The sequence below is a fragment of the Streptomyces sp. NPDC039480 genome (assembly GCF_055597165.1).
In genome coordinates this window covers 110,052-133,365 of record NZ_JBVITX010000016.1, presented here as the reverse complement: position 1 = coordinate 133,365, position 23,314 = coordinate 110,052, and the positions used below count along the sequence as shown (strand labels likewise).

The 23,314-nt window shown below is 71.9% G+C and carries 18 protein-coding genes; 6 read left to right on the top strand and 12 right to left on the bottom strand.

Annotation, left to right across the window (positions count from 1 at the left end; translation table 11 throughout):
- Positions 1-43: 43 nt before the first annotated feature.
- Positions 44-700, bottom strand: coding sequence for a hypothetical protein (locus tag ACZ56E_RS36880; protein ID WP_471221170.1), 657 nt, complete (start codon positions 698-700; stop codon positions 44-46).
- 150 nt (positions 701-850) lie between these two features.
- Between ACZ56E_RS36880 and ACZ56E_RS36875 the strand changes: the two genes are divergently transcribed.
- Positions 851-4,183 carry an AAA family ATPase gene (locus ACZ56E_RS36875; protein WP_471221168.1) on the top strand — a complete coding sequence of 1,111 codons (3,333 nt, stop codon included), beginning with the start codon at positions 851-853 and terminating at the stop codon, positions 4,181-4,183.
- A gap of 57 nt (positions 4,184-4,240) precedes the next feature.
- On the opposite strand, the gene ACZ56E_RS36870 is transcribed toward ACZ56E_RS36875, so the two are convergent.
- Together ACZ56E_RS36870 and ACZ56E_RS36865 are read right to left on the bottom strand one after the other, a co-directional pair.
- Positions 4,241-5,608 carry a PLL family lectin gene (locus ACZ56E_RS36870; RefSeq protein ID WP_471221166.1) on the bottom strand — a complete coding sequence of 456 codons (1,368 nt, stop codon included), beginning with the start codon at positions 5,606-5,608 and terminating at the stop codon, positions 4,241-4,243.
- Positions 5,609-5,679: 71 nt separating this feature from the next.
- Entirely contained in the window at positions 5,680-7,116 is a 1,437-nt protein-coding gene (locus ACZ56E_RS36865; protein ID WP_468613230.1) for a PLL family lectin, read from the bottom strand.
- 209 nt (positions 7,117-7,325) lie between these two features.
- Here ACZ56E_RS36865 and ACZ56E_RS36860 point away from each other — a divergent pair, with 209 nt between their 5' ends.
- Positions 7,326-9,023 (top strand): carboxylesterase/lipase family protein, encoded by a 1,698-nt coding sequence (locus tag ACZ56E_RS36860; RefSeq protein WP_471221164.1) that lies wholly within the window; start codon positions 7,326-7,328, stop codon positions 9,021-9,023.
- A 10-nt stretch (positions 9,024-9,033) separates the two neighbouring features.
- Here the strand turns inward: ACZ56E_RS36860 and ACZ56E_RS36855 are convergent, their stop codons facing one another.
- The 5 genes from ACZ56E_RS36855 to hutU form a co-directional block, all read right to left on the bottom strand.
- On the bottom strand, positions 9,034-9,249 hold the full coding sequence (locus ACZ56E_RS36855) for a hypothetical protein (RefSeq protein WP_398303775.1): 216 nt from the start codon (positions 9,247-9,249) through the stop codon (positions 9,034-9,036).
- A gap of 102 nt (positions 9,250-9,351) precedes the next feature.
- On the bottom strand, positions 9,352-10,533 hold the full coding sequence (gene hutI / locus ACZ56E_RS36850) for an imidazolonepropionase (RefSeq protein ID WP_471221162.1): 1,182 nt from the start codon (positions 10,531-10,533) through the stop codon (positions 9,352-9,354).
- 53 nt (positions 10,534-10,586) lie between these two features.
- A complete protein-coding gene (locus tag ACZ56E_RS36845; protein ID WP_471221160.1) occupies positions 10,587-11,933 on the bottom strand; it encodes a formimidoylglutamate deiminase in 1,347 nt (448 codons plus the stop codon).
- Positions 11,930-13,132: an allantoate amidohydrolase gene (locus ACZ56E_RS36840; protein WP_471221244.1), complete on the bottom strand. Its 1,203-nt coding sequence runs from the start codon at positions 13,130-13,132 to the stop codon at positions 11,930-11,932. The genes ACZ56E_RS36845 and ACZ56E_RS36840 overlap by 4 nt, the downstream gene beginning before the upstream one ends.
- A gap of 65 nt (positions 13,133-13,197) precedes the next feature.
- The gene (gene hutU, locus ACZ56E_RS36835) at positions 13,198-14,856 is read right to left on the bottom strand and encodes a urocanate hydratase (protein ID WP_471221158.1); all 1,659 of its coding nucleotides are present in this window, start codon (positions 14,854-14,856) and stop codon (positions 13,198-13,200) included.
- A gap of 140 nt (positions 14,857-14,996) precedes the next feature.
- On the opposite strand from hutU, the gene ACZ56E_RS36830 reads away from it, so the two are divergent.
- The 4 genes from ACZ56E_RS36830 to ACZ56E_RS36815 all read left to right on the top strand — a co-directional run bounded on the left by ACZ56E_RS36830 (position 14,997) and on the right by ACZ56E_RS36815 (position 20,533).
- A complete protein-coding gene (locus ACZ56E_RS36830; RefSeq protein WP_471221156.1) occupies positions 14,997-16,508 on the top strand; it encodes a type III PLP-dependent enzyme domain-containing protein in 1,512 nt (503 codons plus the stop codon).
- A 406-nt stretch (positions 16,509-16,914) separates the two neighbouring features.
- A complete protein-coding gene (locus ACZ56E_RS36825) occupies positions 16,915-18,282 on the top strand; it encodes an APC family permease (RefSeq protein ID WP_471221154.1) in 1,368 nt (455 codons plus the stop codon).
- A 110-nt stretch (positions 18,283-18,392) separates the two neighbouring features.
- Complete coding sequence (locus ACZ56E_RS36820) at positions 18,393-19,619, top strand: cytochrome P450 (RefSeq protein ID WP_471221152.1); 1,227 nt, start codon at positions 18,393-18,395, stop codon at positions 19,617-19,619.
- A 47-nt stretch (positions 19,620-19,666) separates the two neighbouring features.
- Positions 19,667-20,533 (top strand): GNAT family N-acetyltransferase, encoded by an 867-nt coding sequence (locus ACZ56E_RS36815; RefSeq protein WP_471221150.1) that lies wholly within the window; start codon positions 19,667-19,669, stop codon positions 20,531-20,533.
- Between the two features lie 46 nt (positions 20,534-20,579).
- Here the strand turns inward: ACZ56E_RS36815 and ACZ56E_RS36810 are convergent, their stop codons facing one another.
- Genes ACZ56E_RS36810 through ACZ56E_RS36795 form a run of 4 tightly spaced genes read right to left on the bottom strand, consistent with a single transcriptional unit; the run spans position 20,580 to position 23,218 of the window.
- A complete protein-coding gene (locus ACZ56E_RS36810) occupies positions 20,580-21,848 on the bottom strand; it encodes a cytochrome P450 (protein WP_468610086.1) in 1,269 nt (422 codons plus the stop codon).
- Positions 21,845-22,459, bottom strand: a complete 615-nt coding sequence (locus tag ACZ56E_RS36805) for a GTP-binding protein (RefSeq protein ID WP_471221147.1) — start codon at positions 22,457-22,459, stop codon at positions 21,845-21,847. The genes ACZ56E_RS36810 and ACZ56E_RS36805 overlap by 4 nt, the downstream gene beginning before the upstream one ends.
- Positions 22,440-22,802, bottom strand: a complete 363-nt coding sequence (locus ACZ56E_RS36800; RefSeq protein WP_398303579.1) for a DUF742 domain-containing protein — start codon at positions 22,800-22,802, stop codon at positions 22,440-22,442. The genes ACZ56E_RS36805 and ACZ56E_RS36800 overlap by 20 nt, the downstream gene beginning before the upstream one ends.
- Positions 22,799-23,218: a roadblock/LC7 domain-containing protein gene (locus ACZ56E_RS36795; RefSeq protein WP_398303577.1), complete on the bottom strand. Its 420-nt coding sequence runs from the start codon at positions 23,216-23,218 to the stop codon at positions 22,799-22,801. The genes ACZ56E_RS36800 and ACZ56E_RS36795 overlap by 4 nt, the downstream gene beginning before the upstream one ends.
- Between the last annotated feature and the right edge of the window lie 96 nt (positions 23,219-23,314).

The following is a 23,314-nucleotide window of genomic DNA, read 5'->3' as shown; positions in this document are numbered from 1 at the left end:
ACGGGGGCGGGCCCCACTGCCGTTCCGGTCCCCCGTGCACGGCTCAATAGTCGGTGAGATCCAGCAGGCAGCGGCAGTGCGGGTCGTCAGCCGGGGCCGAGGTTCGCCATTCCTCGTCGAGCAGGGCGGGCAGTGCGGCCAGGAGAGCGGTCAGCGCGCCGCCGGGGCGTACATCGGCGCCGATCACGCCAGGGACCCTGTCGCTGTCCAGGTAGAGACGCAGCAGGCCTCCTTCGGTGAACAGGAATCCGCGCAGGCCCGTCCCCGGCCGTTCCCCCGCCGGGTGAGCGAGGCACCGCAGGAGGGTGGACGCCCAGTCGTCCGTGGTGAAGGGGGCTCCCTTCTCCTGTGCCGGGTCGACCAGGTACAGGACCATGCCCATGACGGAAGTGACCCTGTCCGAGGGGTAGATGTGCGTCCCGGTGTGCACCGCGCGCAGCAGGGCGACGATGTCGTGCGAGGTGCGCAGTTCGTCGCCCGTACCGAGGGGGATCTCGTACGCCGTCAGCCGGGAGGGCGTGCATTCGTTGCGGTCGCCGAGGGCGACTCGTACGGCCGGGGCGCCCGAGGGGGCCGGCAGGACGCCCCGTACGTGCTGGTTCGCCAGCAGGGGCGCGTGGACGAAGTTCAGCAGGAGAGCGGCCACTTCCCTCTGCAGGTCTTCGATCTCGTGGTCGTCTTCGCTCACCGGGTCGCTCATCCGCCCATTCTGGGCGCTTCCCTGTGCCCCGTCGGTCGCGTTCGTCGCTCACCCCTTTGGTCGAGTTGATCCGGATTTCGAACACGCCCTACGCTTTTCGGTGAGACAGCGGCTGTCGCCGGATGGGGACGTGCGTGGGCGGGGGCGGTCGTGGGGTCGGGGGAGGGCGGGGGCGGGCAGGGGCTGCTCGGGCGGGGGGAGTTTCTGCGGGCGGTGCGGGACGAGTTGGAGCGGGCCCGCGAGGGGCGTGGCGGGCTGCTGTTGGTCACCGGTGAGGCGGGGATCGGCAAGACGGCTCTCACCGGTTGTGCGGTGCACGAGGCGCGCCGTGCGGGCATGGCCGTGCTGCGCGGGTCGTGCTGGGGCGCCGACGGCACTCCGGGGTACTGGCCCTGGACGCAGGTCATACGCGGTCTGCGCAGGTCCCTGCGGGCAGAGGCGTGGGAGGCCGCGTCGGAGGCCGCCGGTGTGGTGTGGCAGGTGCTCCTGGACGGCGGGGGCGGGGCGGCGGAGGAGTCGGGGCGGTTCGAGCTGTTCGACGCGGTCACGACCATGCTGGTCACCGCGGCACAGCACCAGCCCGTCCTGGTGGTCCTCGAAGACGTGCACTGGGCCGACCGGGCGTCGGTCGCCCTCCTGGAGTTCGCGGCCCAGCACGTGTCGCTGGAGCGGGTGTTGATCGTGGCGACGTGCAGGCTCGTCGAGGTCGAGCGGCCCGACCACTCCCTGCGCGACCGGCTCCGGTCGTTGACGGCCCGGGCGACGACCCTCACGCTCACGGGTCTCGGCGCCGACGACGTCGCCGAACTGATGCACCGTACGGCGGGCAGCGCACCGGACGGCGAACTCGTCGCCGACGTGCTGCACCGGACGGGCGGCAACCCCTTCTTCGTACAGGAGACCGCGCGCCTGTGGGCCGGCGGTCACGAGGTGAGCGGGATTTCGCCGGGGCTGCACGCCTCGCTCCGGCAGCGGTTGCACCTGCTGGACGGTGCCGTCGCCGACTGTCTGGGGGCCGCGTCCGTCCTCGGGCGGCGGTTCCGCGCCGACACCCTGGCGAGCGTCATGGGCGCCCCGCCCGGAGAGGTGCGCCGGTGGCTGGACCAGGCCGCGGGCGCGCGGCTCGTGGCGTACGAGCCCGACGGGGAGGCCTCCTCCCGGGACTCGCTCTCCCGGGAAGTGGTCTCCCAGAAGGTGGTCTCCCGGGAAGTGGTCTTCGAGCATGATCTCGTGCGCGAGACCCTGTACGGCAGCCTGGACACCCGGCGCGTACGCCGACTGCACGCCGCCGCCGTGCGCGCGCTGCGCAGCACCACGGACGCACAGGACGTGACCCTCCCGGTGGAGCTGGCCCGCCACGCCCACCTCGCCTTCGAGGAGCTGGACCGTGACGAGGCCGTGGACCTGCTGCTGTCCGCCGCACGGCACGCGGAGAACCGCATGGCGCACGAGGAAGCGGCCGGGCACTATCAGCGCGCCCTCGACCGCCTCGGCGACGCGGCCCCCGCGCGCCGGGTGCTGCTCATCCTCCACTTCGGGACGGCGCTCCAGATGCTCGGTGAGCATGAGCGCTCCTGGCGGGTGTACGCCGATGCCGCAACCCTGGCGCGCGGTCTGAACGATCCACTGCTGATGGGGTGGACCGCCCTGACCCTGTACGGCTCCGACGGGCGCGGCGACACCGCGCTGCTGAAGCCACGCGTCCTGCGCTGGGCCCACGAACAGCAACGCGCCGCTTCCGGGGAACCGGCGACGGCGGGGGACGACGGCGAACCGACCCTGTCGCAGTGCTCCCTGGCCCGGCACGTGGCGGCCGGTGTGATCGCCGGGGCCCGCGCGGCGGGCGATGACGACACGTTGCACATCGGGCTCTGGGCACGACTCCAGTCGGAGTGGGGTCCGCGGACGGTGGGCGAGCGGCGGGCCCTGGCGGAGGAGCTCGTCGCGGTGTCCCGGCGCCGTGGCGACCGGTGGACGGAGCACGTGGCGATGTCCATGAGCTGGGTCGCCGCACTGGAGGCGGGCGACCCGCGCTTCATGGAGGACTTCCACGCCATGGTGGCCCTGGGCGCCGACGACGGCTCGGCCCGTCTGCGGCTGCACTCCGTGATCGACCACAGCATCATCGACGCCCTGACCGGCAGGTTCACCGAGGCGACCGAGCTCCTCGAAGCCTCGGAGTCGATGAGCGCGTCGAGCGCCAACTACTACCAGTACTTCGTCTCCCACCACCGCTGGAGCCTGCTCGTCCTGCGCGGCAGGTTCAGCGAGGCGCGGCGGCTGCTCGACACGCTGCGGGCCCAGCAGCATCCGTACGTCGACCTCGTCGAGGCCCTCGCCGACCTGGAGGCCGGCGAGGGCCGGGGCACGCCCGTCCCCCGCCCGGACGCGGGCGCCGGCGGCGACACGGTGCTCCACCGCAGCGTCACACCGCTGTGGCTGCGCTACCAGGCGCAGGCGGCCGCCGCGTCGGGCGACCCGGCGTGGTGCGACAGCGCCCACGCCGCGCTCGTCCCGTACACCGGCCAGTGGCTGGTCTCCCTCTTCGGATGGGACATCAGCGGCCCGGCCACGCTCTGGCTCGGCGTGCTCGACGCCGCGCGGCAGCGCTGGGACTCGGCCGTACGCCATCTCACCGAGGCATGCCGGTCGGCCGACCGCCTGCACGCGCTGCCCTGGTCGCTGCGGTCCCGCCTCGAACTGGCGGCCGCGATCGCGGCGCAGGGCGCCCACGACGAGCGATACGTGGCCCGCCTGCTCGGCGAGGCGGAGTCGCAGGCGCGCGAGCTCGGCATGACGCATCTGCTCGCCCGCGTCGAGCACTTGGGCGGCGGGCACGCGGGCGCCGGGCGTGTGGGCGTCGGGCGTGTGGATGCCCCTCACACGGATGCCGGTCACGCGGACGCCGGTCATCCCGACCCAGACGACGACACGCCCGCCGCGTACGAGTTCCGCCGCAACGGCGAGGTGTGGCGGCTGACGTACGACGGCCGCACCGTGCACATGCCCGACGCGAAGGGCCTGCGCGACCTGCACTGCCTGCTCAGCCTGCCCGGCCAGGACATCGCGGCGGTCCGGCTGCTGAACCCGGACGACGACACCGTCGCCACCGTGCACGGCATGGGAGCCGACGACGTACTCGACGACGAGGCCCGCAGCCGCTACCGACGTCATCTGGAGCGGCTCGACGAGGAGATCGACCGGGCGGTCGAGCAGGGGGACGAGCAGCGTGCGGCCGCCTACGACCAGGAGCGCGCCGACCTCCTGGAGGAGCTCCGCCGCTACGCGGGCCTCGGAGGCCGCCCCCGCCGCCTGGGCGACACGCGCGAACGCGCCCGGAAGAACGTCACCGGCCGCATCCGTGACACCTTGCGCAAGCTGGACCAGCGGCACCCCGACCTCGCGGCCCACCTGCGCCGCACCCTCTCCACCGGGACGATGTGCCGCTACACCCCCGACCGGGACCTCCGCTGGAAGCTGTGACAGGCCGTCGCGGACACCACACCGGTGTCCGCGACGGCCTGCTGTGCGAAGGCAGGATCACAGCGGCTGCCAGTCGATCCAGGTGCTGCCGGGCTGGTGCTGCCAACGGTGATGTACGCCGCCGGGGTTGTTGGCGAAGATCTCCAGCCGCCCGTCCCGATTGCGCAGCGCCCGGATGAAGTAACCCCCGCCCCCGAAGTCCTGCCAGGTTCGCCAGGCCCCCGACGCATCCACCTGGTAGTTGTGCTGCAGGACGTCGTCGTTCATCGCGAACACCTCGATCCGCTCGTCATGCGACTCCACGACTGCTAGGCGTGCGCTCACCGGACCACCCAGCGGCTGCCACTCGTGCCAGTCACCAGCTGGCACGTTCTGCCAACGGTGATGCACCCCGGCCGAGTTGGTCGCGAAGACCTCAAGCCGACCATCGCGGTTCTTCGCCACCGCCAGGTGCTCACCGCCCAGACCGAAGTCGACCCACTCCCGCCACGTCCCCGCCAGATCCGTCTGACACGTGTGACGGAAGATGTCGTCATTCATGGCGAACACCTCGATCCGGCCGTCCGACGCCGGAGCCGCCGCGAGACGCGCACCCGCCGGACCCCCCAACGGCCGCCAGTCGTGCCACGTCCCGCCCGGCGTGTTGTGCCAACGGTGATGCACGCCCGTGGAGTTGGAGGCGAAGACTTCCAACCGGCCGTCGTGATTGCTCCCGACCGCCAGGTGGTCCCCTCCCCCGCCGAACGCGTACCAGTCGGCCCATTCCGCCGACACCTTCGCCTGATAGCGGTGCATGAACGTGTCACCGTTCATGGCGAACAGCTCCAGCCTGCCGTCCGGTGACGCCGTCAGTGCCAGGGCCGCCGACGCCGGGCCGCCGAACGCCCGCCAGCCCGACCACGCACCACCCGGCTCATGCTGATACGTGTGATAGATCTGGTCGACCGCCGCATGGAACACCTCCACACGACCGTCCGCAGACATCCCCACCGCCAGCCGCTGCCGCCGGTCTGGTTTTCCCGGACCGACCGCCTCCTCCGCCTCTTCGAGCAGCGCGCGGGCCTTGCCCTCGGCCTGGTCGTACCGGTCGGGGAACGCGGAACGCTGCACTCTCTGGGCGGTCTGCCCGGCCGTCAGGTTCGGGTGCTGCTGCTCGACGCGGATCGCCCGCGTGAAGAACTGCTCGGCGGCGTACGGCACGTGCATGATCTGTTGCGGTGTGCCCCAGCCCTGGCTCGGGCGCTGCTGGAAGACGCCCAGGGAGTCGCGGTCGCCGCAGTCGAGGTTGTTCATGTGGGACTCGACCCAGCCGGCTTCGAAGCCGGCCAGCATCACTTTGTCGGAGACGCCGAGGTCGCGGCCGACGGTGTACACCGTCTTCGTGACGTCCAGGTCTCGGTCCGGGGGTACGCGGCAGGGTGCCATGGGAGTGTTCCTGTCTGTGCGAGGTTCTGTGCGAGGCTCTCTGCGAGGCCGATGGGGCCGGGGTGAGGGCGTCACAGCGGCTGCCAGTCGAGCCAGGTACTGCCGGGCTGGTGCTGCCAACGGTGATGTACGCCCCCGGGGTTGTTGGCGAAGATCTCCAGCCGCCCGTCCCGATTGCGCAGCGCCCGGATGAAGTAGCCCCCGCCGCCGAAGTCCTGCCAGGTTCGCCACGCCCCCGAGGCGTCGACCTGGTAGTTGTGCTGCAGGACGTCGTCGTTCATCGCGAACACCTCGATCCGCTCGTCATGCGACTCCACCACCGCAAGCCGGGCGCTCACCGGACCGCCCAAGGGCTGCCAGTCGTGCCAGTCACCGGCCGGGACGTTCTGCCAACGGTGGTGTACCCCTGAATCGTTGGTCGCGAAGACCTCCAACCGCCCGTCGCGGTTCTTCGCCACCGCCAGATGCTCGCCACCCAGGCCGAAGTCGACCCACTCCCGCCACGTCCCCGCCAGATCCGTCTGACACGTGTGCCGGAAGATGTCGTCGTTCATGGCGAACACCTCGATCCGGCCGTCCGACGCCGGAGCCGCCGCCAGACGCGCACCCGCCGGACCCCCCAACGGCCGCCAGTCGTGCCACGTACCGCCCGGCGTGTTGTGCCAACGGTGGTGGACGCCGTCGGCGTTGGAGGCGAACACCTCGAGGCGGCCGTCGTGGTTCTTGGAGACGGCCAGGTGGTCCCCGCCGCCGCCGAACGCGTACCAGTCGGCCCATTCCGCCGACACCTTCGCCTGGTAGCGGTGCATGAACGTGTCACCGTTCATGGCGAAGAGCTCCAGCCTGCCGTCCGGTGACGCCGTCAGTGCCAGGGCCGCCGACGCCGGGCCGCCGAACGCCCGCCAGCCCGACCACGCACCACCCGGCTCGTGCTGATACGTGTGGTAGATCTGGTCGACCGCCGCATGGAACACCTCCACACGACCGTCCGCCGACATCCCCACCGCGAGCCGCTGCCGCCGGTCCGGTGCCACGGGACCCTTCCACCAGCTCGTCTCCTTGCGGGCGCCCGCCCACGAGAAGCTGAAGTGGATGTGGTTGGTGTGCGGGTTGGCGCCCCGGTAGGGCTGCCAGCCGGCGTCCGGGCGGTTGGCCATCCAGATGCGCCGGTTCCAGATCATGTACATGATGCCGAAGCGGCGGGCGAGGGCGTGCGGGTTGCCGTGCCGGTCCGTGGCGTGCAGCCAGCTGATGAGGTCGTCGGCCAGATGTTCCTGGCCCTGCACGTTCACGCCCCAGTCCCAGGCCCGGCCCTCCTTGTGCTCGCTCTGGCCTCCGCTGCCGCAGGCCCTGCTGATCCCCATGTTGGTCGTGCCGGGGTAGGCGGCGAGCACCAGGTCACGGAAGCCGACCAGGCCGGGCTTGGCCTCGGGGTCGCAGTCGCGCTGCGGTTCGTAGGGCGCGTACGGGTCGATGTCAGGACCGAATTCGGGTGCGGTGGGTGCCATGTCCGGCTCCTCGGGTCTCGGTCCCCCGCCCGGTGCGGAGGATCGTCGTACCCGTAAAGCGCGTGATGGGATCGCGCGGCCGCCAGACGCGATCACGCGCCTGCCCCGTGGCAGTGGCGCGAGCCCGGTCGGACGGGCCCGCGCCTCGTTCAGGTCGTCTTCGGTGCGTCCGCGCGCCGGGACGGGCACCCACGAGGAAGGCTTCCGTCGTGATCCATCGCAGAACTCCCCGCCGGGCGGCCGTCGCGCTGACGGCCACCGCCCTGACGTTCACCGCGCTGCTCTCCGCCCCGCTCTCCTCCACGGCGGAACCCGGCCACGGTTCGACGTCGCGCGCCGAAGAGACCCCGCTCACCGGCGACACCGTGCGCACCGACGCCGGGCTCGTCCGCGGCGCCCGGTCGGGCGCGCACCGTGTCTTCCGGGGCATCCCCTACGCGGGCGCCCCCAAGGGGCGTCACCGCTGGGCGCCGCCCCGCCCCGTACAGCCGTGGAAGGGGGTCAGGGACGCCACGAAGCCCGGACCGCTGTGCCCGCAGGTGCCCTCGGCGTACGCGCAGATCTCCAGCACCGAGGAGGACTGCCTGGTCCTGAACGTCACGACGCCACCGGCCGCGGAACGGCACCCGCGGCGGGCCGCGCCCGTCCTCGTCTGGATCCACGGAGACGGCTCCGTGGGCGGGGGCGGCTTCTTCGACGGACGCCGGCTGGCCGGGCGCGGCCTGGTGGTCGTCACCGTCAACTACCGGCTCGGCGTCTTCGGCGGTCTCGCCCTGCCGGGTCTCCCGGGGTCCGGCACCTTCGGCCTCCAGGACCAGCGTGCCGCCCTCACCTGGGTACGGAACAACGCGCGGGCGTTCGGCGGCGACCCGGGCAACGTCACCGTGGCCGGTGTGTCGTTCGGCGCGTCCGCCGTGGCCGGGCACCTGACGTCGCCCGCGTCCAAGGGCCTGTTCCACCGTGCCGTCATGGCGAGCGGCGAGGCCGTGATGGACATGCCGGCCGGTGCGATGGGCCCCGGCGTGCCGGGCTATCCGTGGTACGTGTGGCGGACGGGCCGGGAGATGGAGGACATCACCACCGAGATGACCTCGACCCTCGGCTGCCGGGACCGCCGCCCGCAGCGCATGCTCGCCTGCCTGCGCGCCCTGCCCGTGAAGACGATCCTGAAGGTGCCGCACATCATGAACGCCTTCCAGGCGTTCGGCTACGGCAACGCCACCCTGCCCGAACTGCCCCCGAAGGCCCTGCGCGCCGGGCGTTTCCACCGCGTGCCCGTCCTGTCGGGCGCGACGCTCGACGAGCACCGGACGTTCGTCGGGATGCTGTACGACGCGGTGGGCAGGAAGTTCACGGAGGCCGACTACGGGCGGGCGCTGCGCACCGCGTTCGGCGGGGAAACCGCGAAGCGGGTGCGGGCCGAGTACCCCACGGCCGCTTTCCCCTCCCCCGCGCTGGCGTGGGCCACCGTGATCACCGACCGCATGTGGGCGCGCGGCACGCGGGCCCAGCACGAGGCGCTGGCCCGGTATGTCCCTGTGTACGCCTACGAGTTCGCCGACCGCGACGCACCGATGTTCCTGCCGCTGCCCGGCGACTTCGACTTCGGCGCCTTCCACGCGGGCGACATCCCGTACCTGTTCGAGGACGAGACGGCCGAGCCGCAGTTCACCCCGGCGCAGCGGCGCCTGTCGGCCACGATGAGCGGGTACTGGGCCGCGTTCGCCCGCACCGGCACGCCGAGTGCCGCCGGCCCGCCCGCCTGGCCCCCCTACACCCCGCACACGCCGTACACGCAGTCGTTGGCACCGCACCGGATCGGACCCGTCGACTACTACCGGGAACACAACCTCGCCTTCTGGGAGGCCACCCGCGAAGGCGGCCCCCAGCAAGGCGATCAACAGTGATCAGCGGTGCTCAGCGGTTCGGCGGCTTGACCCAGCCCTTGCGGACCAGCTGGTCACAGTGCCACTTGCCCTGCGCCGGGCTCTCCCCCTTGTCGGCGGTCGCCTTGAGGCAGTCCGCGTAGGGGAAAGGAGGGCCCTGGACAGGGGCGGCGGGGGCGGCCTGGGCGGTCGCCGCCGACAGGCCGAGCCCGCCGGCGGCCACGGCCAGGGCGATGGCCATGCTCATTCGACGCACAGATCTCTCCACTTCTCGCGTCTTCTCGCATCTTCGCGTGCCGGAGCGGAACGCTCCGGCGATCGCTCAACGAGAGAGGCGGTCAGCGGGGAATCACCCATCCGCTGTAACTCGGCTGCCCCGCTGCCACACCTCGGCGACCAGCGGCACCCCCGGCCGGTACGCCAGGTGGACGTGGCTCGGGGCGTCGAGGAGGGCCAGGTCCGCGCGGGCGCCCTCGCGGACGACGCCGATGTCGGTGCGGCGCAGGGCCGCCGCGCCGCCCGCCGTGGCGGACCAGATCGCCTCGTCCGGGGTCATGCCCATGTCCCGTACGGCGAGGGCGATGCAGAACGGGACCGAGGACGTGAAGGACGAGCCCGGGTTGCAGTCCGTGGAGAGGGCGACCGTCGCGCCCGCGTCCAGGAGGCGGCGGGCGTCGGGCCACTCGGCGCGGGTGGAGAACTCCGCGCCGGGCAGCAGCGTGGCGACCGTGCCGCTGTTCGCGAGGGCGTCGACGTCGGCGTCGGTGAGGTGCGTGCAGTGGTCGGCGCTCGCCGCATCCAGCTCGACGGCCAGCTGCACGCCGGGGCCGTACGAGAGCTGGTTCGCGTGGATGCGGGGGTGCAGGCCCTTCGCCTTGCCCGCCGTGAGGATCGCGCGGGCCTGGTCGCCGTCGAAAGCGCCCTTCTCGCAGAACACGTCGATCCAGCGGGCGTGCGGCGCGCAGGCGTCCAGCATCTCGCCGGTCACGAGGTCCACGTACGCCGCCGGGTCCTCGGCGTAGTCCGGGGAGACGATGTGCGCGCCGAGGAACGTGACCTCCTCGGTGTGCTTCGCCGCGATGCGCAGGGCGCGGGACTCGTCCTCCGTGTTCAGGCCGTAGCCCGACTTCGTCTCGAAGGTGGTCGTGCCCTGGCGGAGGGCCTCGCGGAGGTAGTGGGTGAGGTTCGCCTCGAGTGCGGCGTCCGTCGCGGCCCGGGTCGCGGCGACCGTCGTGCGGATGCCGCCCGCCGAGTACGCGCGGCCCGACATGCGGGCGTTGAACTCCTGGGTGCGGTCGCCCGCGAAGACGAGGTGGGAGTGGGAGTCGACGAAGCCGGGGATCGCGGCGCGGCCCTTCGCGTCGTGGGTCTCGTCCGCCGCCGGGGCCTTCGCCGCCGGGCCCACCCAGGCGATGGTCTCGCCGTCCAGGACGACGGCCGCGTCCGTGAGGAGCCCTAGGGGGGTGCCGTCCCCCTGGGCGGGGTCGTTCGTGACGAGACTGGCGATGTCGGTGATGAGGGTGGTGGGCATCAGGGTCTCCGGGAGGGGGAGGGGGCTGAGACTGGCGGGATCAGGGCAGCGTGTCAGTCTCGCAGCGCCGCGATCGCCTCCGTCAGGGCCGAAGGGACGTCGGGGACCGCCGTGTGGGCGCCGTCGCGGACCACGTGACGGCCCGCGGCGACCGTGTGACGGACGTCCGCCGCCGTCGCCGCGAACACCGCCGTCTCCGCGGCCAGACGGGGGACCGGGCCCGCCGTGCGGACCGAGTCGAGGGCGACCGTCGTGAGGTCGGCGAGCGCGCCGCGCTCGATGACGCCCGCGTCCGGCCAGCCGAGCGCCGCGTGCCCGTCGGCCGTCGCCGCGCGCAGCAGTGCCGCCGCCGTCCAGTGGCCGCGCGTATGCGAGCGGAGGCGTTCGTTCAGCTCCATGGCGCGGGCTTCTTCGAGGAGGTCGATGACGGCGTGGCTGTCGCTGCCAAGGGAGAGGGGGCTGCCCGCACGCTGGAGGTGGAGGGCGGGGCCGATGCCGTCCGCCAGGTCGCGTTCCGTCGTCGGGCACATGCAGGTGCCCGTCGTCGTGCCGCCGAGCAGCCCGATGTCCTCCTCCGTGAGGTGCGTGTTGTGGACGCCCGTGGTGCGGCGGCCGAGGACGCCGTGGTCGGCGAGGAGCTGCGTGGGCGTGCAGCCGTGCACCTCCTGGCAGGCGTCGTTCTCCGCCGTCTGCTCGGAGAGGTGGACGTGGAGCGGTGCCTGCCGGGCCGCCGCCCAGTCCGCCACCGTGCCCAGCTGCTGTGCCGGTACCGCCCGTACGGAGTGGATCGCCGCTCCGATCCGGGCGTGCGGGCGGTCCTTGAGGGACGAGACGCGCTCGGCCCACGCCTCCGTCGTACCGTCGGAGAAGCGGAGCTGGTGGTGGTTGGGGGGCTTGCCGCGCCCCGCGTCGAGGAGTCCTGACGCCACGTACGCCGTGTCGAGGAGCGTGATGCGGACGCCCGCGTCGGCGGCGGCCTGGATCAGCGCCTCGCCCATCGCGTTCGGGTCCGCGTACGGGGTGCCGCCGGGTGCGTGGTGGAGGTAGTGGAACTCTCCCACGGTCGTGATGCCCGCGAGCGCCATCTCCGCGTAGACCGCGCGGGCCAGTGCGTGGTACGTCTCCGGCGTCAGCCGGTCCGCCACCCCGTACATGACCTCACGCCACGTCCAGAACGTGCCGGAGCCGACCTGCACCGTGCCGCGCAGCGCGCGGTGGAAGGCGTGCGAGTGGGCGTTGGCCAGGCCGGGGAGCGTCAGGCCGCGCAGCACCGTCGCGCCGGGCGGGGGCGCCGCGACCCCCTTGCGGACGTCCTCGATCCGGTCGCCCGCCACGTCGACCGCGACCCCCGGCTCGACATGGGTGCCGAGCCAGGCGTGCTCCAGCCAGTACGTCGTCATGCGCAGGCCAGCCCTTCCAGTACGTCGGCCAGTGCGGTCACCCCGGCCAGGCAGTCGTCCTCGGCGGCGTGTTCCGCCGGGGAGTGCGAGACGCCCGTGGGGTTCCTTACGAACAGCATGGCGGTGGGGATCGAGCCGGACAAAATACCCGCGTCGTGTCCCGCGCCGGTGCCGAGGACGGGGAGCGGGCGCTCCGCGCGGGCGCCGAGGATCGTGCCCAGCTCGTCGCGGAGCGCGTCCTCGAACTCGATGACCGGTGTGAAGGACTCCCGGACGATGTCGAGGTCGATGCCGTGCCGGTCCGCGTACTCGCGGGCCGCCTTCTCGATGCCCGTGACGACGGTGTCGAGGGTGGCCTGGTCGGCGGCGCGGGAGTCGAGCCAGCCGCGGACGAGGGACGGGATGGCGTTGACGCCGTTCGGCTCGACGGAGATCTTGCCGAAGGTGGCGACCGCGCCCGCCAGTTCGGCCTCGCGGCGGGCGGCGAGGACCGTCTCCGCGTACGACAGCATCGGGTCGCGGCGGTCGACGAGGCGGGTGGTGCCCGCGTGGTTGGCCTCGCCGCGGAAGTCGAAGCGCCAGCGGCCGTGCGGCCAGATGGCGCTCGCGATGCCGACGGGGTCGCCGGACAGGTCGAGGGAACGGCCCTGCTCGACGTGCAGCTCCACGAACGCGCTGATGCGGGCGAGGCGTTCGGGGTCGGGGCCGATGGCGTACGGGTCGTAGCCGGCCGCCTCCATCGCCCGCGGCAGCGATACGCCGTCGCCGTCCCGGAGCTTGTGCGCCGCCTCGACGGTGAGCTGTCCGGCGGTGAGCCTCGATCCGACGCAGGCCAGGCCGAAGCGGGCGCCTTCCTCGTCGCCGAAGTTGACGATGGCGAGGGGCCTGGTGAACTCGGCTCCGCGGGCACGCAGTTCGTCCAGGGCGGCGAAGGAGGAGACGACGCCGAGGGGGCCGTCGAAGGCGCCGCCGTCCGGGACGGAGTCCAGGTGGGAGCCGGTGACGACGGCGTCTCCTGCCGCGGGGTCGCCGAGCCAGGCCCACTGGTTGCCGTTGCGGTCCAGTTCGTAGGTGAGGCCGCGGGTGTCCGCCTGCGCCTTGAACCAGGCGCGGCAGTCGGAGTCGGCCCCCGTCCACGCGTAGCGGCGGTAGCCGCCCGAGCCGGCGTCGCGGCCGATGGAGCTCAGGTCCCGCCACATTTCCTGGAAGGACACGGGGCTCCGCCCCGGACCCCGCTCCTCGATCGCCGGAGGGGCTGAATTGCTCACTCCCCCTCCCGCATGGGAACCCGCACGCCCCGCTCGTCCGCCACGCGCTCCGCGATGTCGTACCCGGCGTCGACATGCCGGATGACGCCCATCCCGGGGTCGTTGGTGAGCACCCGGCGGATCTTCTCGCCGGCGAGCTTCGTGCCGTCGGCGACCGAGACCTGGCCCGCGTGGATGGAGCGGCCCATGCCGACGCCGCCGCCGTGGTGGAGGGAGACCCAGGAGGCGCCGGACGCGACGTTCACCATGGCGTTCAGGAGGGGCCAGTCGGCGATCGCGTCGGAGCCGTCGAGCATGGCCTCCGTCTCGCGGTACGGGGAGGCGACGGAGCCGCAGTCGAGGTGGTCGCGGCCGATCGCGAGGGGCGCGGCGAGGGTGCCGTCGCCGACCATGTCGTTGAACATGTCGCCGGCCTTGTCGCGCTCGCCCTGACCGAGCCAGCAGATGCGCGCCGGGAGGCCCTGGAAGTGGACGCGCTCCCCCGCCATCTTGATCCAGCGGTGCAGCGACTCGTTCTCCGGGAAGAGGTCGAGGATCGCCTTGTCCGTCTTGTGGATGTCGGAGGCCTCGCCGGAGAGCGCCGCCCAGCGGAACGGGCCCTTGCCCTCGCAGAAGAGCGGGCGGATGTAGGCGGGCACGAAGCCGGGGAAGGCGAACGCGCGGTCGTAGCCCGCGAGTTGGGCCTCGCCGCGGATCGAGTTGCCGTAGTCGAAGACCTCGGCGCCCGCGTCCAGGAAGCCGACCATCGCCTCGACGTGCTTGGCCATGGACTCACGGGCGCGGGTGGTGAAGCCCGCCGGGTCCTTCGTGGCGTACGCCTGCATGTCGTCGAAGGCGACGCCGGACGGCAGGTACGAGAGGGGGTCGTGGGCGGAGGTCTGGTCCGTCACGATGTCGATGGGGGCGGACTCGGCGAGCATGCGCGGGACCAGGTCGGCGGCGTTGCCGAGGAGGCCGATGGAGAGGGGGCGGCGGGCGTCCCGCGCCTCGACGGCCAGCTGGAGCGCGTGCTCCAGCGAGTCCGCCTTCACGTCCAGGTACTTGTGCTCGATGCGGCGCTCGATGGCGCGCGGGTCGACGTCGATACAGATGGCGACGCCGTCGTTCATGGTGACGGCGAGCGGCTGGGCGCCGCCCATGCCGCCGAGGCCCGCGGTGAGGGTGATGGTCCCGGCGAGGGTGCCGTTGAACTTCTTGGCGGCGACGGCGGCGAAGGTCTCGTAGGTGCCCTGGAGGATGCCCTGGGTGCCGATGTAGATCCAGGAGCCCGCGGTCATCTGGCCGTACATGGTGAGGCCGAGCTGCTCCAGGCGGCGGAACTCCTCCCAGTTCGCCCAGTCGCCCACGAGGTTGGAGTTGGCGATGAGGACGCGCGGCGCCCACTCGTGGGTCTGCATGACGCCGACGGGGCGGCCGGACTGGACGAGCATCGTCTCGTCCTGCTTCAAGGTCTTGAGGGTGCGCACCATCGCGTCGAAGGAGCGCCAGTCGCGGGCCGCCTTGCCGGTGCCGCCGTAGACGACGAGCTTGTCGGGGTGCTCGGCGACCTCGGGGTCGAGGTTGTTCTGCAGCATGCGGAGGGCGGCTTCCTGCTGCCATCCCAGGGCGCTCAGTTCCGTACCGCGCGGTGCCCGTACGGGGCGGGGTCCTGACATGGCGATGCCTCCTCGTGACTCTGACCTCGATGCTGTGACCTTGTTATTCACATCCTGGGGTTCTGAATAGGGCTAGTCAATAGCGAACGAATGCGCGAGTACGCCAGCGGGGGCCGGGCCCGGGTGATTGGCTGGAACGCATGGCTCACGACGAGGACGACGACGCACCGCGGACACCGCCGGACGAGACACAAGAGACCCGGGTGCTCCGCACCGCTGCCGGCGCCGGCGCCGGTGCTGGTGTGGGTGTCGGTGCCGGTGCGGGTGTGGGCGCCGGTGCGGGTGCGGGTGGCGGTGCGGGTGCGGGTGTCGGCGCCGATGTCGCTGCCCGCCGCGACCAGGCCGTCCTCGCCGCCGTCGAGCGGGGCGTCGTCGGCCCCGGCGCCCCCGTCGTGGGCCTGCTCGACGTCGCCGGCATCCGCGCGAGCGCCGCCGCCCTGCGCGCCGCCTTCGACGCCGTCACCCCGCCCGGCACCCCCGTCCTGCACGCCTTCGCGGTGAAGGCGACCCCGCTTGTGCCGGTCCTTCGGCTGCTGCGCTCGGCGGGGATCGGCGCCGAGGTGGCGTCCCCCGGCGAGCTGGCCCTCGCCCGGGCCGCCGGGATACCGCCCGCCGACACCGTCCTCGACTCGCCCGCCAAGACCCCCGCCGAACTGCGCGAGGCGCTGGCGCTCGGCATCGCCGTGAACGCGGACAACCCGCAGGAGCTGGCCCGCGTCGACGCCCTGATGCAGTCGGCCGTGACCGGCTCGCCCGTCGGCATCCGTGTGAACCCGCAGATCGGCGGTGGCGCGATCGGCGCCCTTTCGACGGCGACGCCCACCTCCAAGTTCGGGGTGCCCCTGCGCGACGAGGGTGCCAGGGAGTGGGTCGTCCGGGCCTGCCTCGACCGGCCGTGGCTGACCCGGCTGCACGCGCACTCCGGGTCGCAGGGCATGCCTCTGGAGATGATGGTGCGGGGCGTCGCGGCGACGTACGAACTGGCCGAGGAGATCAACGAACGCGCCGGGCGGCGGCAGATCGACACGATCGACATCGGCGGCGGGCTGCCCGTCAACTTCGGCTCCGACGACGAGACGCCGACCCACGCGCAGTACGCGCGCCGCCTCAAGGCGCGGGTGCCAGGGCTGCTCGACGGGCGGTACGGCATCGTCACCGAGTTCGGCCGCTCGCTGCTCGCCAAGCACGGGACGGTGCTCGCCCGCGTCGAGTACGCGAAGCGGGCGGGTGGGCGGCCCATCGCCGTGACGCACGCGGGCGTGCAGGTGGCGACCCGGACCGTGTACGCGCCCGCGTCGTGGCCGCTGCGGATCGCGGCGTACGACGCGAAGGGGCGGCCCAAGGGCGGGCCCGCCGTGGGGCAGGACGTCGCGGGGCCGGCCTGCTTCGCGGGGGATCTGCTCGCGGAGAACCGGCCGTTGCCGTTGCTCGAAGCGGGGGATCATGTGGCGGCGCTGGACACCGGTGCGTATTACTTCGCGCAGCACTATTCGTACAACAGCCTTGTGCGGCCCGCCGTTTGGGGTTTCTCCGCGCATCCGTCGCGCGCCGACGAAGTTCGCTTCGCGGTCGTACGGGAGGCGCAGACGCTGGAGGAGATTGTGGCGGAGGCGGGGGGAGGCGCGGAGCGCGACGCATTGCGCCAGCTCTAGGCTCTAGCGCACACCTGCGGGGCTTGAACCGTTCGCCGCTGCGGGCTCGCTGTGGCTGGCCGCGCAGTTCCCCGCGCCCCTGACGGCACCTTCGGCAGCGCCCCCGTCGCCCGGTGCCCGCGCCCTTAGGGGCGCGGGGAACTGCGCGAGCAACCCACGGCGGGCCGCACCCGCGAGAGGTGCCGTCGAGGGCAGACGCGTCTGCGGGGCTTGGGCCGTTGGCCTGTGCGGGCTCGTCGTGGCTGGCCGCGCAGTTCCCCGCGCCCCTGAGGACGCCTGCGGCAACGCGCCCCTTTCCCTCGCCCGGAGGGGGAACTCTCTGAGGTTGCTCAAGTTGGGCATAGTGATCTGGATCACGGGCAGACCCTCAGTCCCGATCCAGTCCCGAACCCCGGGGGAGGCTCCTGTGACGACATCGGACACGTCCGCCGCCGCACCACCACCCGCCGAAGAGCCGGCGCTGCACCGTGCCATCGGCCCCAAGCTGCTGATCCTCTTCGTGATCGGCGACATCCTCGGCACCGGCATCTACGCCACCACAGGCAAGGTCGCCGGGAAGGTCGGCGGCGCGCTGTGGCTGCCGTTCGCGATCGGGTTCGTCGTGGCGATCCTGACGGCGGCGTCGTACGTCGAACTGGTCGGCAAGTACCCGAAGGCGGCCGGTGCCGCGCTCTACACGCAGAAGGCGTTCAAGACCCCGTTCCTCACCTTCATCATCGCCTTCATGGTGATGTGCTCGGGGCTGTCGTCCGCGAGCGCCGCGGCCCGCGCCTTCAGCGGCGACTATCTGGGCGAGCTCACGGACAACGCACTGCCGCCCACCCTGATCGCCATCACCTTCATCGTGCTGCTCGCCGCGCTCAACATGCGGGGCGTCTCGGAGTCGGTCAAGACGAACGTCGTGCTCACCCTCGTCGAGCTGACCGGCCTCGCGATCATCCTCGCCATCGGCGTGTACGCCGTACTGACCGGGGACGGCGAGCCCTCGCGCCTCACCGAGTTCGAGGCGGGGGGCGGCACCGCGTACGCCCTCATGACAGGCGTGCTGGGAGCGACCGCGCTCGGCTTCTTCGCCTTCGTCGGCTTCGAGGACTCGGTGAACATGGCCGAGGAGACGAAGGACCCCGTCCGCACCTTCCCGCGCGCCATCTTCATCGGCGTCGCGGTGACCGGCACCATCTACGTCCTGGTCGCGCTGGTCTCGTCCCTCCTCGTCGACTACAAGACCCTCGAAGGGTCGAGCGGCCCGCTGCTCGAAGTCGTGAAGGCCGGCGGCGTCGACTTCCCGCACAAACTCTTCGCCCTGATCGCCCTGTTCGCGGTCACCAACTCGGCCCTCATCAACATCATGATGGCGTCGCGCCTCTGCTACGGCATGGCCAACGAACGCATCCTGCCGCGCGCCATGGGCCGCGTCCTCGCCAAGCGCCGCACCCCCGTCGTCGGCATCGTCTTCGTCTCCCTGCTCGCCGTCGGCCTGGTGTCGACCGGTGAGATCGAGGGGCTCGGCGACACGACGGCGTTCCTGCTGCTGTGCGTCTTCGCGGTGGTCAACGTGGCGGTCCTGGTCCTGCGCCGCGACCCCGTCGAGCACCAGCACTTCCGCACGCCGACGGTGCTGCCCGTCCTGGGCGCGATCACCGCCCTGGTCCTCGCCAGCCCGCTGGCGGACCGTCCCGCGGAGGTCTACATCCGGGCGGGCGTCCTGATCGCCATCGGGATCGCGCTGTGGGTGGTCAACAAGGCGGTGCTGAAGGCCCGGGGAGAGGGGTGATTTTCGGCCAAAATTAGTGCAGCGCTCAACAGTCGGCCAGGAGGAGGCTGGTTGGGGTCAGCGGCGATCAATAGCCTGATGCGCGTTGCCTGTACCGACCAAGGAGCTCTATGTCCGCCGCGCAGCAGGTCCCCGACATCCTCTCGCCCGAGTTCGCGAAGGACCCCTACCCGGCCTACCGGGCGATGCGGGACACCACACCGCTCCTGTGGCACGAGGCGACCCAGAGCTGGATCGTCTCGCGGTACGAGGACGTCGAGCGCGTGTTCAAGGACAAGGGCTCGCAGTTCACCACCGACAACTACGACTGGCAGATCGAGCCCGTCCATGGCAAGACGATCCTCCAGCTCAGCGGCCGGGAGCACGCCGTGCGGCGGGCCCTGGTCGCGCCCGCCTTCCGCGGCAGCGACCTCCAGGAGAAGTTCCTGCCGGTCATCGAGCGCAACTCCCGCGAGCTCATCGACACCTTCCGGCACACCGGTGGCGTGGACCTCGTCGAGGCCTACGCCACCCGCTTCCCCGTCAACGTGATCGCCGACATGCTGGGCCTCGACAAGGCCGACCACGCGCGCTTCCACCGCTGGTACACCACGGTCATCGCCTTCCTGGGCAACCTGGCGGGCGACCCCGAGGTCGCGGCGGCCGGCGAGCGGACCCGCGTGGAGTTCGCCGAGTACATGATCCCGATCATCCAGAAGCGCCGCGACCTGCCCGGGGACGACCTGCTGTCCACCCTGTGCGCCGCCGAGGTCGACGGGGTGCGCATGAGCGACGAGGACATCAAGGCCTTCTGCAGCCTGCTGCTCGCCGCCGGGGGCGAGACCACCGACAAGGCGATCGCCTCCATCTTCGCCAACCTCCTGACCCACCCCGATCAGCTCGAAGCCGTCCGCCAGGACCGCACGCTGATCGCCCGCGCGTTCGCCGAGACGCTGCGCCACACGCCGCCGGTCCACATGATCATGCGGCAGTCGGCGGTCGACGTGGAGCTCAGCGGCGGCACCGTCCCCGCCGGTGCCACCGTCACCTGTCTGATCGGGTCGGCCAACCGCGACGAGCGGCGCTACCAGGACCCGGACCGCTTCGACATCTTCCGGGACGACCTGACCACCACGACCGCGTTCTCCGCCGCCGCGGACCACCTCTCCTTCGCCCTCGGCCGCCACTTCTGCGTGGGCGCCCTGCTGGCCAAGGCGGAGGTGGAGATCGGTGTCGGCCAGCTCCTGGACGCGATGCCCGACGTACGGCTCGCCGAGGGCTTCGACCCGGTGGAGCAGGGGGTGTTCACACGCGGCCCGCAGTCGCTGCCCGTGCGCTTCACCCCCGTCACCGGCTGAGAAAAACCATGTGTGGCCGGTCGCCCCCATGGTGTGGGATGCGGGACATGACCATCGTTCTGAACGAGCCCGGTGTCGACGGGTTGACCGATGCCGTGGACGCCCTCCGCGTATGGCAGGACGACCGCACGCCGCTGCAACTGCACCCGGGAGACCTCGGCTGGGCCTGGGCGCTGGGCGCGGAGAGGCTGGCCGCGGCCGTCCGCACCTGGAGCGTGGCCGGCCGGATCATCGCCGTCGGATATCTGGACGGTCCCGATGTGCTGCGCCTGACGACGGCGCCGGACCTGCGCCAGGACGAGGCTCTGGCGCGTCAGCTGCTGGCGGACCTCGACGATCCGGAGCGCGGGGTCCTGCCGCCCGGGAAGGTCGGCCTCGAGATCCCCGACGGTGCCCTGCTCCGCGAGGTCCTCCTGGAGGCGGGCTGGAACCTGGACGAGCCGTGGACGCCGCTGCGCCGCGACCTCGCCGCGCCGGTGCAGGACTGCGGCCTGCGGATCGAGGTAGCGGGTCCGCAGACAGCGGGGGTGCGGACGGCAGTGCACCGCTCGGCGTTCGGCAGCCCGGTGTTCACCGAGGAGGTATGGCACGTGCTGGCCGCCGGGCCGGTCTACGCCGACGCCCGCTGCCTGATCGGCTACGACGACCAGGACAACGCGGTGGCCGCGGCGACGGTCTGGTCGGCCGGGCCCGGCAGGCCCGGCCTGCTGGAGCCGGTGGGTGTGCACGCCGACCACCGCGGTCGCGGCCACGGGACGGCGATCGGCGTCGCCGCCGCGGCGGCGCTGCGTGAACTGGGTGCGTCGAGCGCGATCGTCAGCACCCCGAGCTCGAACGCCGCCGCCGTCGCCACCTACCGGGCGGCCGGATACGAGCCGTCGTCCGAACGCCTGGACATCAGCCGGGCCGCCTGAGGATCACGCGGCGGTTCGCACCCACCCCACCGGGCGAAGCGTCCGGTCAGTGCGTCACCGGCGTGAATTGCACCGGCAGCGACGTCAGGCCGCGCATCCAGATGGACGGGCGCCACCGCAGCTCCTCCGGCTCCACCGCGAGGACCAGGTCGGGCAGCCGCTCCAGGAGCGTCTCGACCGCGGTCCTGGCGATGACGTCGGCCAGCAGGGGGGCCGGATAGGGGCAGCGGTGCTCGCCGTGGCTGAAGGAGAGGTGCGCGGAGTTCTCCGGACCCACGTGCGACTCGGGCCAGATCTGCGGGTCGGTGTTGGCCGCGGCGAGACCGAGCACCAGGCAGTCGCCCGCCCGGATCTGACGGCCGCCCAGCTGGGTGTCGCGCACCGCCCAGCGCCCGATGAAGTTCTGCGTGGGGGTGTCGAGCCACAGAACTTCGTTGAGCGCCTCGCCCACGCTCAGCCGCCCGCCGGACACGTTCAGGGCGAACCGCTCGTCGGTCAGCATCAGCCGCAGCGTGTTGCAGATCCAGTTGGCCGTCGGCTGCTGGGCCGCGGCGATGACGGAGATCAGGTCCTGGACGATCTCCTCGTCGGTGAGGCCCGCCGGATGCAGCAGCATCCGTGAGGTGATGTCCGCGCCCGGCCTCTCCCGCTTCTCCTTGACCAGGAGCTGGATCCGCTCGCCGACGCGCGTGTACGCCGCCACGGGGTCGTCGCCCTCCGCCGCGTCGAGCGAGATCCGCAGGTCGTCCACGAGTTGCTGCGTATCGGTGCCCGACTCGGGCATGCCGCACATCTGCACCGCGGCCCGCATGGGCAGGGCGTGGGCGTACGCGCTCATCAGTTCCGCCTGGCCGCTGCCGGCGAACGCCGCGATCAGCCGGTCGGCGATCCGGCCGCAGTCGCGGGCCAGTTCGAACTGGTCGACCCCCTCGAGCGCCTCCGTGATCACACCGGCCCGGCGCCGGTGCTCCTCGCCCTCGGTGAAGAGGACCGACGGCTGGTAGCCGACGAAGGGCATCAGGGGCCAGTCCGCGGGGATGCGGTCCCACTGGTTCCAGCGGCGCGAGTCCCTCGCGAACAGCTCGTCGTGGCCGGTCACATAGCTGACCTCGGAGTACCCGAGGACCAGCCACGCCGGTACGTCCCCGTCGAGCAGCACCGGCGCGACCGCACCGTGCTCACGGCGCAGACCGCGGTAGAGCTGCGCCGGTGTCTGCTGGTACTCCAGACCGCCGAGGCGTACGGCACCGGCGTGAGCGGGACACCCCGGCGGAGGGTCACTCTGCTCGAAAGGGGATCCGGTCGGCTCGGTCACGGTGTCATCTCCTGGGCCATGGCCAGTTTGTAGAGGTGGTCCACGAGGGTGATCAGAACGTCCTTGCCCGACGATCTCACCCTCGCGTCGCAGTCGATCAGGGGCACGTGGTCGGGGAGCGCGAGGGCCTGGCGGATCTCCTCCAGCGAGTGCCTGGCGGTGTCGTCGTCGAACCGGTTCACCGCCACCACGAACGGCGTCCTGTGGTGCTCCAGACGGTCGATCGCGTACCAGGAGTCGTCCATCCGCCGGGTGTCGACCAGGACGACCGCGCCCAGCGTGCCGGCGAAGAGCCGGTCCCACAGGAACCAGAAGCGCTCCTGGCCCGGCGCACCGAACAGATAGAGCACCACGCGTTCGTTGAGGCTGATCCGGCCGAAGTCGAACGCCACCGTCGTGGTGGTCTTGGCGGACACCTCGGACGTCTCGTCGACACCGATGCCCGCCTGCGTCATCACCTCTTCGGTGTTCAGCGGGCGGATCTCGCTGACCGAGCGGACCAACGTGGTCTTGCCGACGCCGAATCCGCCCACCACGACGATCTTCAAGCCTGTCTCGGCGGTGTCGGACAGCGGAGTGCGGGACGGCAGCTCAGATGTTGCGGAGCCCATGGAGCACCTCCTTGAGAAGGTCGGATTCGGGCATCGAGGCGACCGCGTGGGCCGCGCGGGGATGACGGGCCGTGATCCGGCCCGTCGCGAGCAGGTCGCCCAGCAGAATCCGCACCACGGTGATGGGCAGTTTGAGCTCCGCGGCGATCTCCACCACGGCTGTCGGATGCCGGCACAGGTCGAGGATCCGGGCGTGCTCCGACTGCATCCCGGCCGTGGGCTCGCACTCGCTCACCACCAGCGTGACGAGGTCGAACGAATCGTCGTCGGCCCGGCTGCGGCCACCGGTGACCGTGTAGAGCCGGTCCGGGTCACCGATGTCCACGGGCCTGCGCGGCGTCACGAGGAGCCGCTGCTCTCGGCCTCGGCGCGCGGCTCGGCGCGCAGGTGCTCCCCGATCTGTTCCACGAGCTCCGTCATCTGGTGGCCCACCACGCCCGGATCGGCGTTCTCGTCGGCGATGACCGCCAGGTGCGCTCCTTGCCCTGCTTCGACGATGAAGAGCAGTCCGCCGTGGAACTCGGTCATGGAGTGCCGGACGCCGCCGGTTCCGTCGCCGAACTCCGCGGACGCGCCCTGGGCCAGGGCCTGGATGCCGGAACAGATCGCCGACAGCTGGTCGGCCTGGTCGAGCGTCAGATGCTCGCTCCAGCACAGCTTCAGGCCGTCCCGGGAGAGCACCAGGGCGTGCCGCGTACCGGGGGTGCGCTGGAGAAGGCTCTGGAGGAGCCAGGTCAGGCTGTTGTCAGTGGTCTGCATGGTGGGTGGGGCGAGGTGCTTCGGGCGAACCGAGCCCAGTCACCGGCCCATGCCTCCAATCACGGTCTTGAGCGGGGGAAGGGGGAAGGAGGGCGC

Coding starts and splice junctions, on each gene's coding strand:
- ACZ56E_RS36880 (WP_471221170.1), bottom strand. CDS start 700: ATGAGCGACCCGGTGAGCGAAGACGACCACGAGATCGAAGACCTGCAG.
- ACZ56E_RS36870 (WP_471221166.1), bottom strand. CDS start 5,608: ATGGCACCCTGCCGCGTACCCCCGGACCGAGACCTGGACGTCACGAAG.
- ACZ56E_RS36865 (WP_468613230.1), bottom strand. CDS start 7,116: ATGGCACCCACCGCACCCGAATTCGGTCCTGACATCGACCCGTACGCG.
- ACZ56E_RS36855 (WP_398303775.1), bottom strand. CDS start 9,249: ATGAGCATGGCCATCGCCCTGGCCGTGGCCGCCGGCGGGCTCGGCCTG.
- hutI (WP_471221162.1), bottom strand. CDS start 10,533: ATGCCCACCACCCTCATCACCGACATCGCCAGTCTCGTCACGAACGAC.
- ACZ56E_RS36845 (WP_471221160.1), bottom strand. CDS start 11,933: ATGACGACGTACTGGCTGGAGCACGCCTGGCTCGGCACCCATGTCGAG.
- ACZ56E_RS36840 (WP_471221244.1), bottom strand. CDS start 13,132: ATGTGGCGGGACCTGAGCTCCATCGGCCGCGACGCCGGCTCGGGCGGC.
- hutU (WP_471221158.1), bottom strand. CDS start 14,856: ATGTCAGGACCCCGCCCCGTACGGGCACCGCGCGGTACGGAACTGAGC.
- ACZ56E_RS36830 (WP_471221156.1), top strand. CDS start 14,997: ATGGCTCACGACGAGGACGACGACGCACCGCGGACACCGCCGGACGAG.
- ACZ56E_RS36820 (WP_471221152.1), top strand. CDS start 18,393: ATGTCCGCCGCGCAGCAGGTCCCCGACATCCTCTCGCCCGAGTTCGCG.
- ACZ56E_RS36815 (WP_471221150.1), top strand. CDS start 19,667: ATGACCATCGTTCTGAACGAGCCCGGTGTCGACGGGTTGACCGATGCC.
- ACZ56E_RS36805 (WP_471221147.1), bottom strand. CDS start 22,459: ATGGGCTCCGCAACATCTGAGCTGCCGTCCCGCACTCCGCTGTCCGAC.
- ACZ56E_RS36795 (WP_398303577.1), bottom strand. CDS start 23,218: ATGCAGACCACTGACAACAGCCTGACCTGGCTCCTCCAGAGCCTTCTC.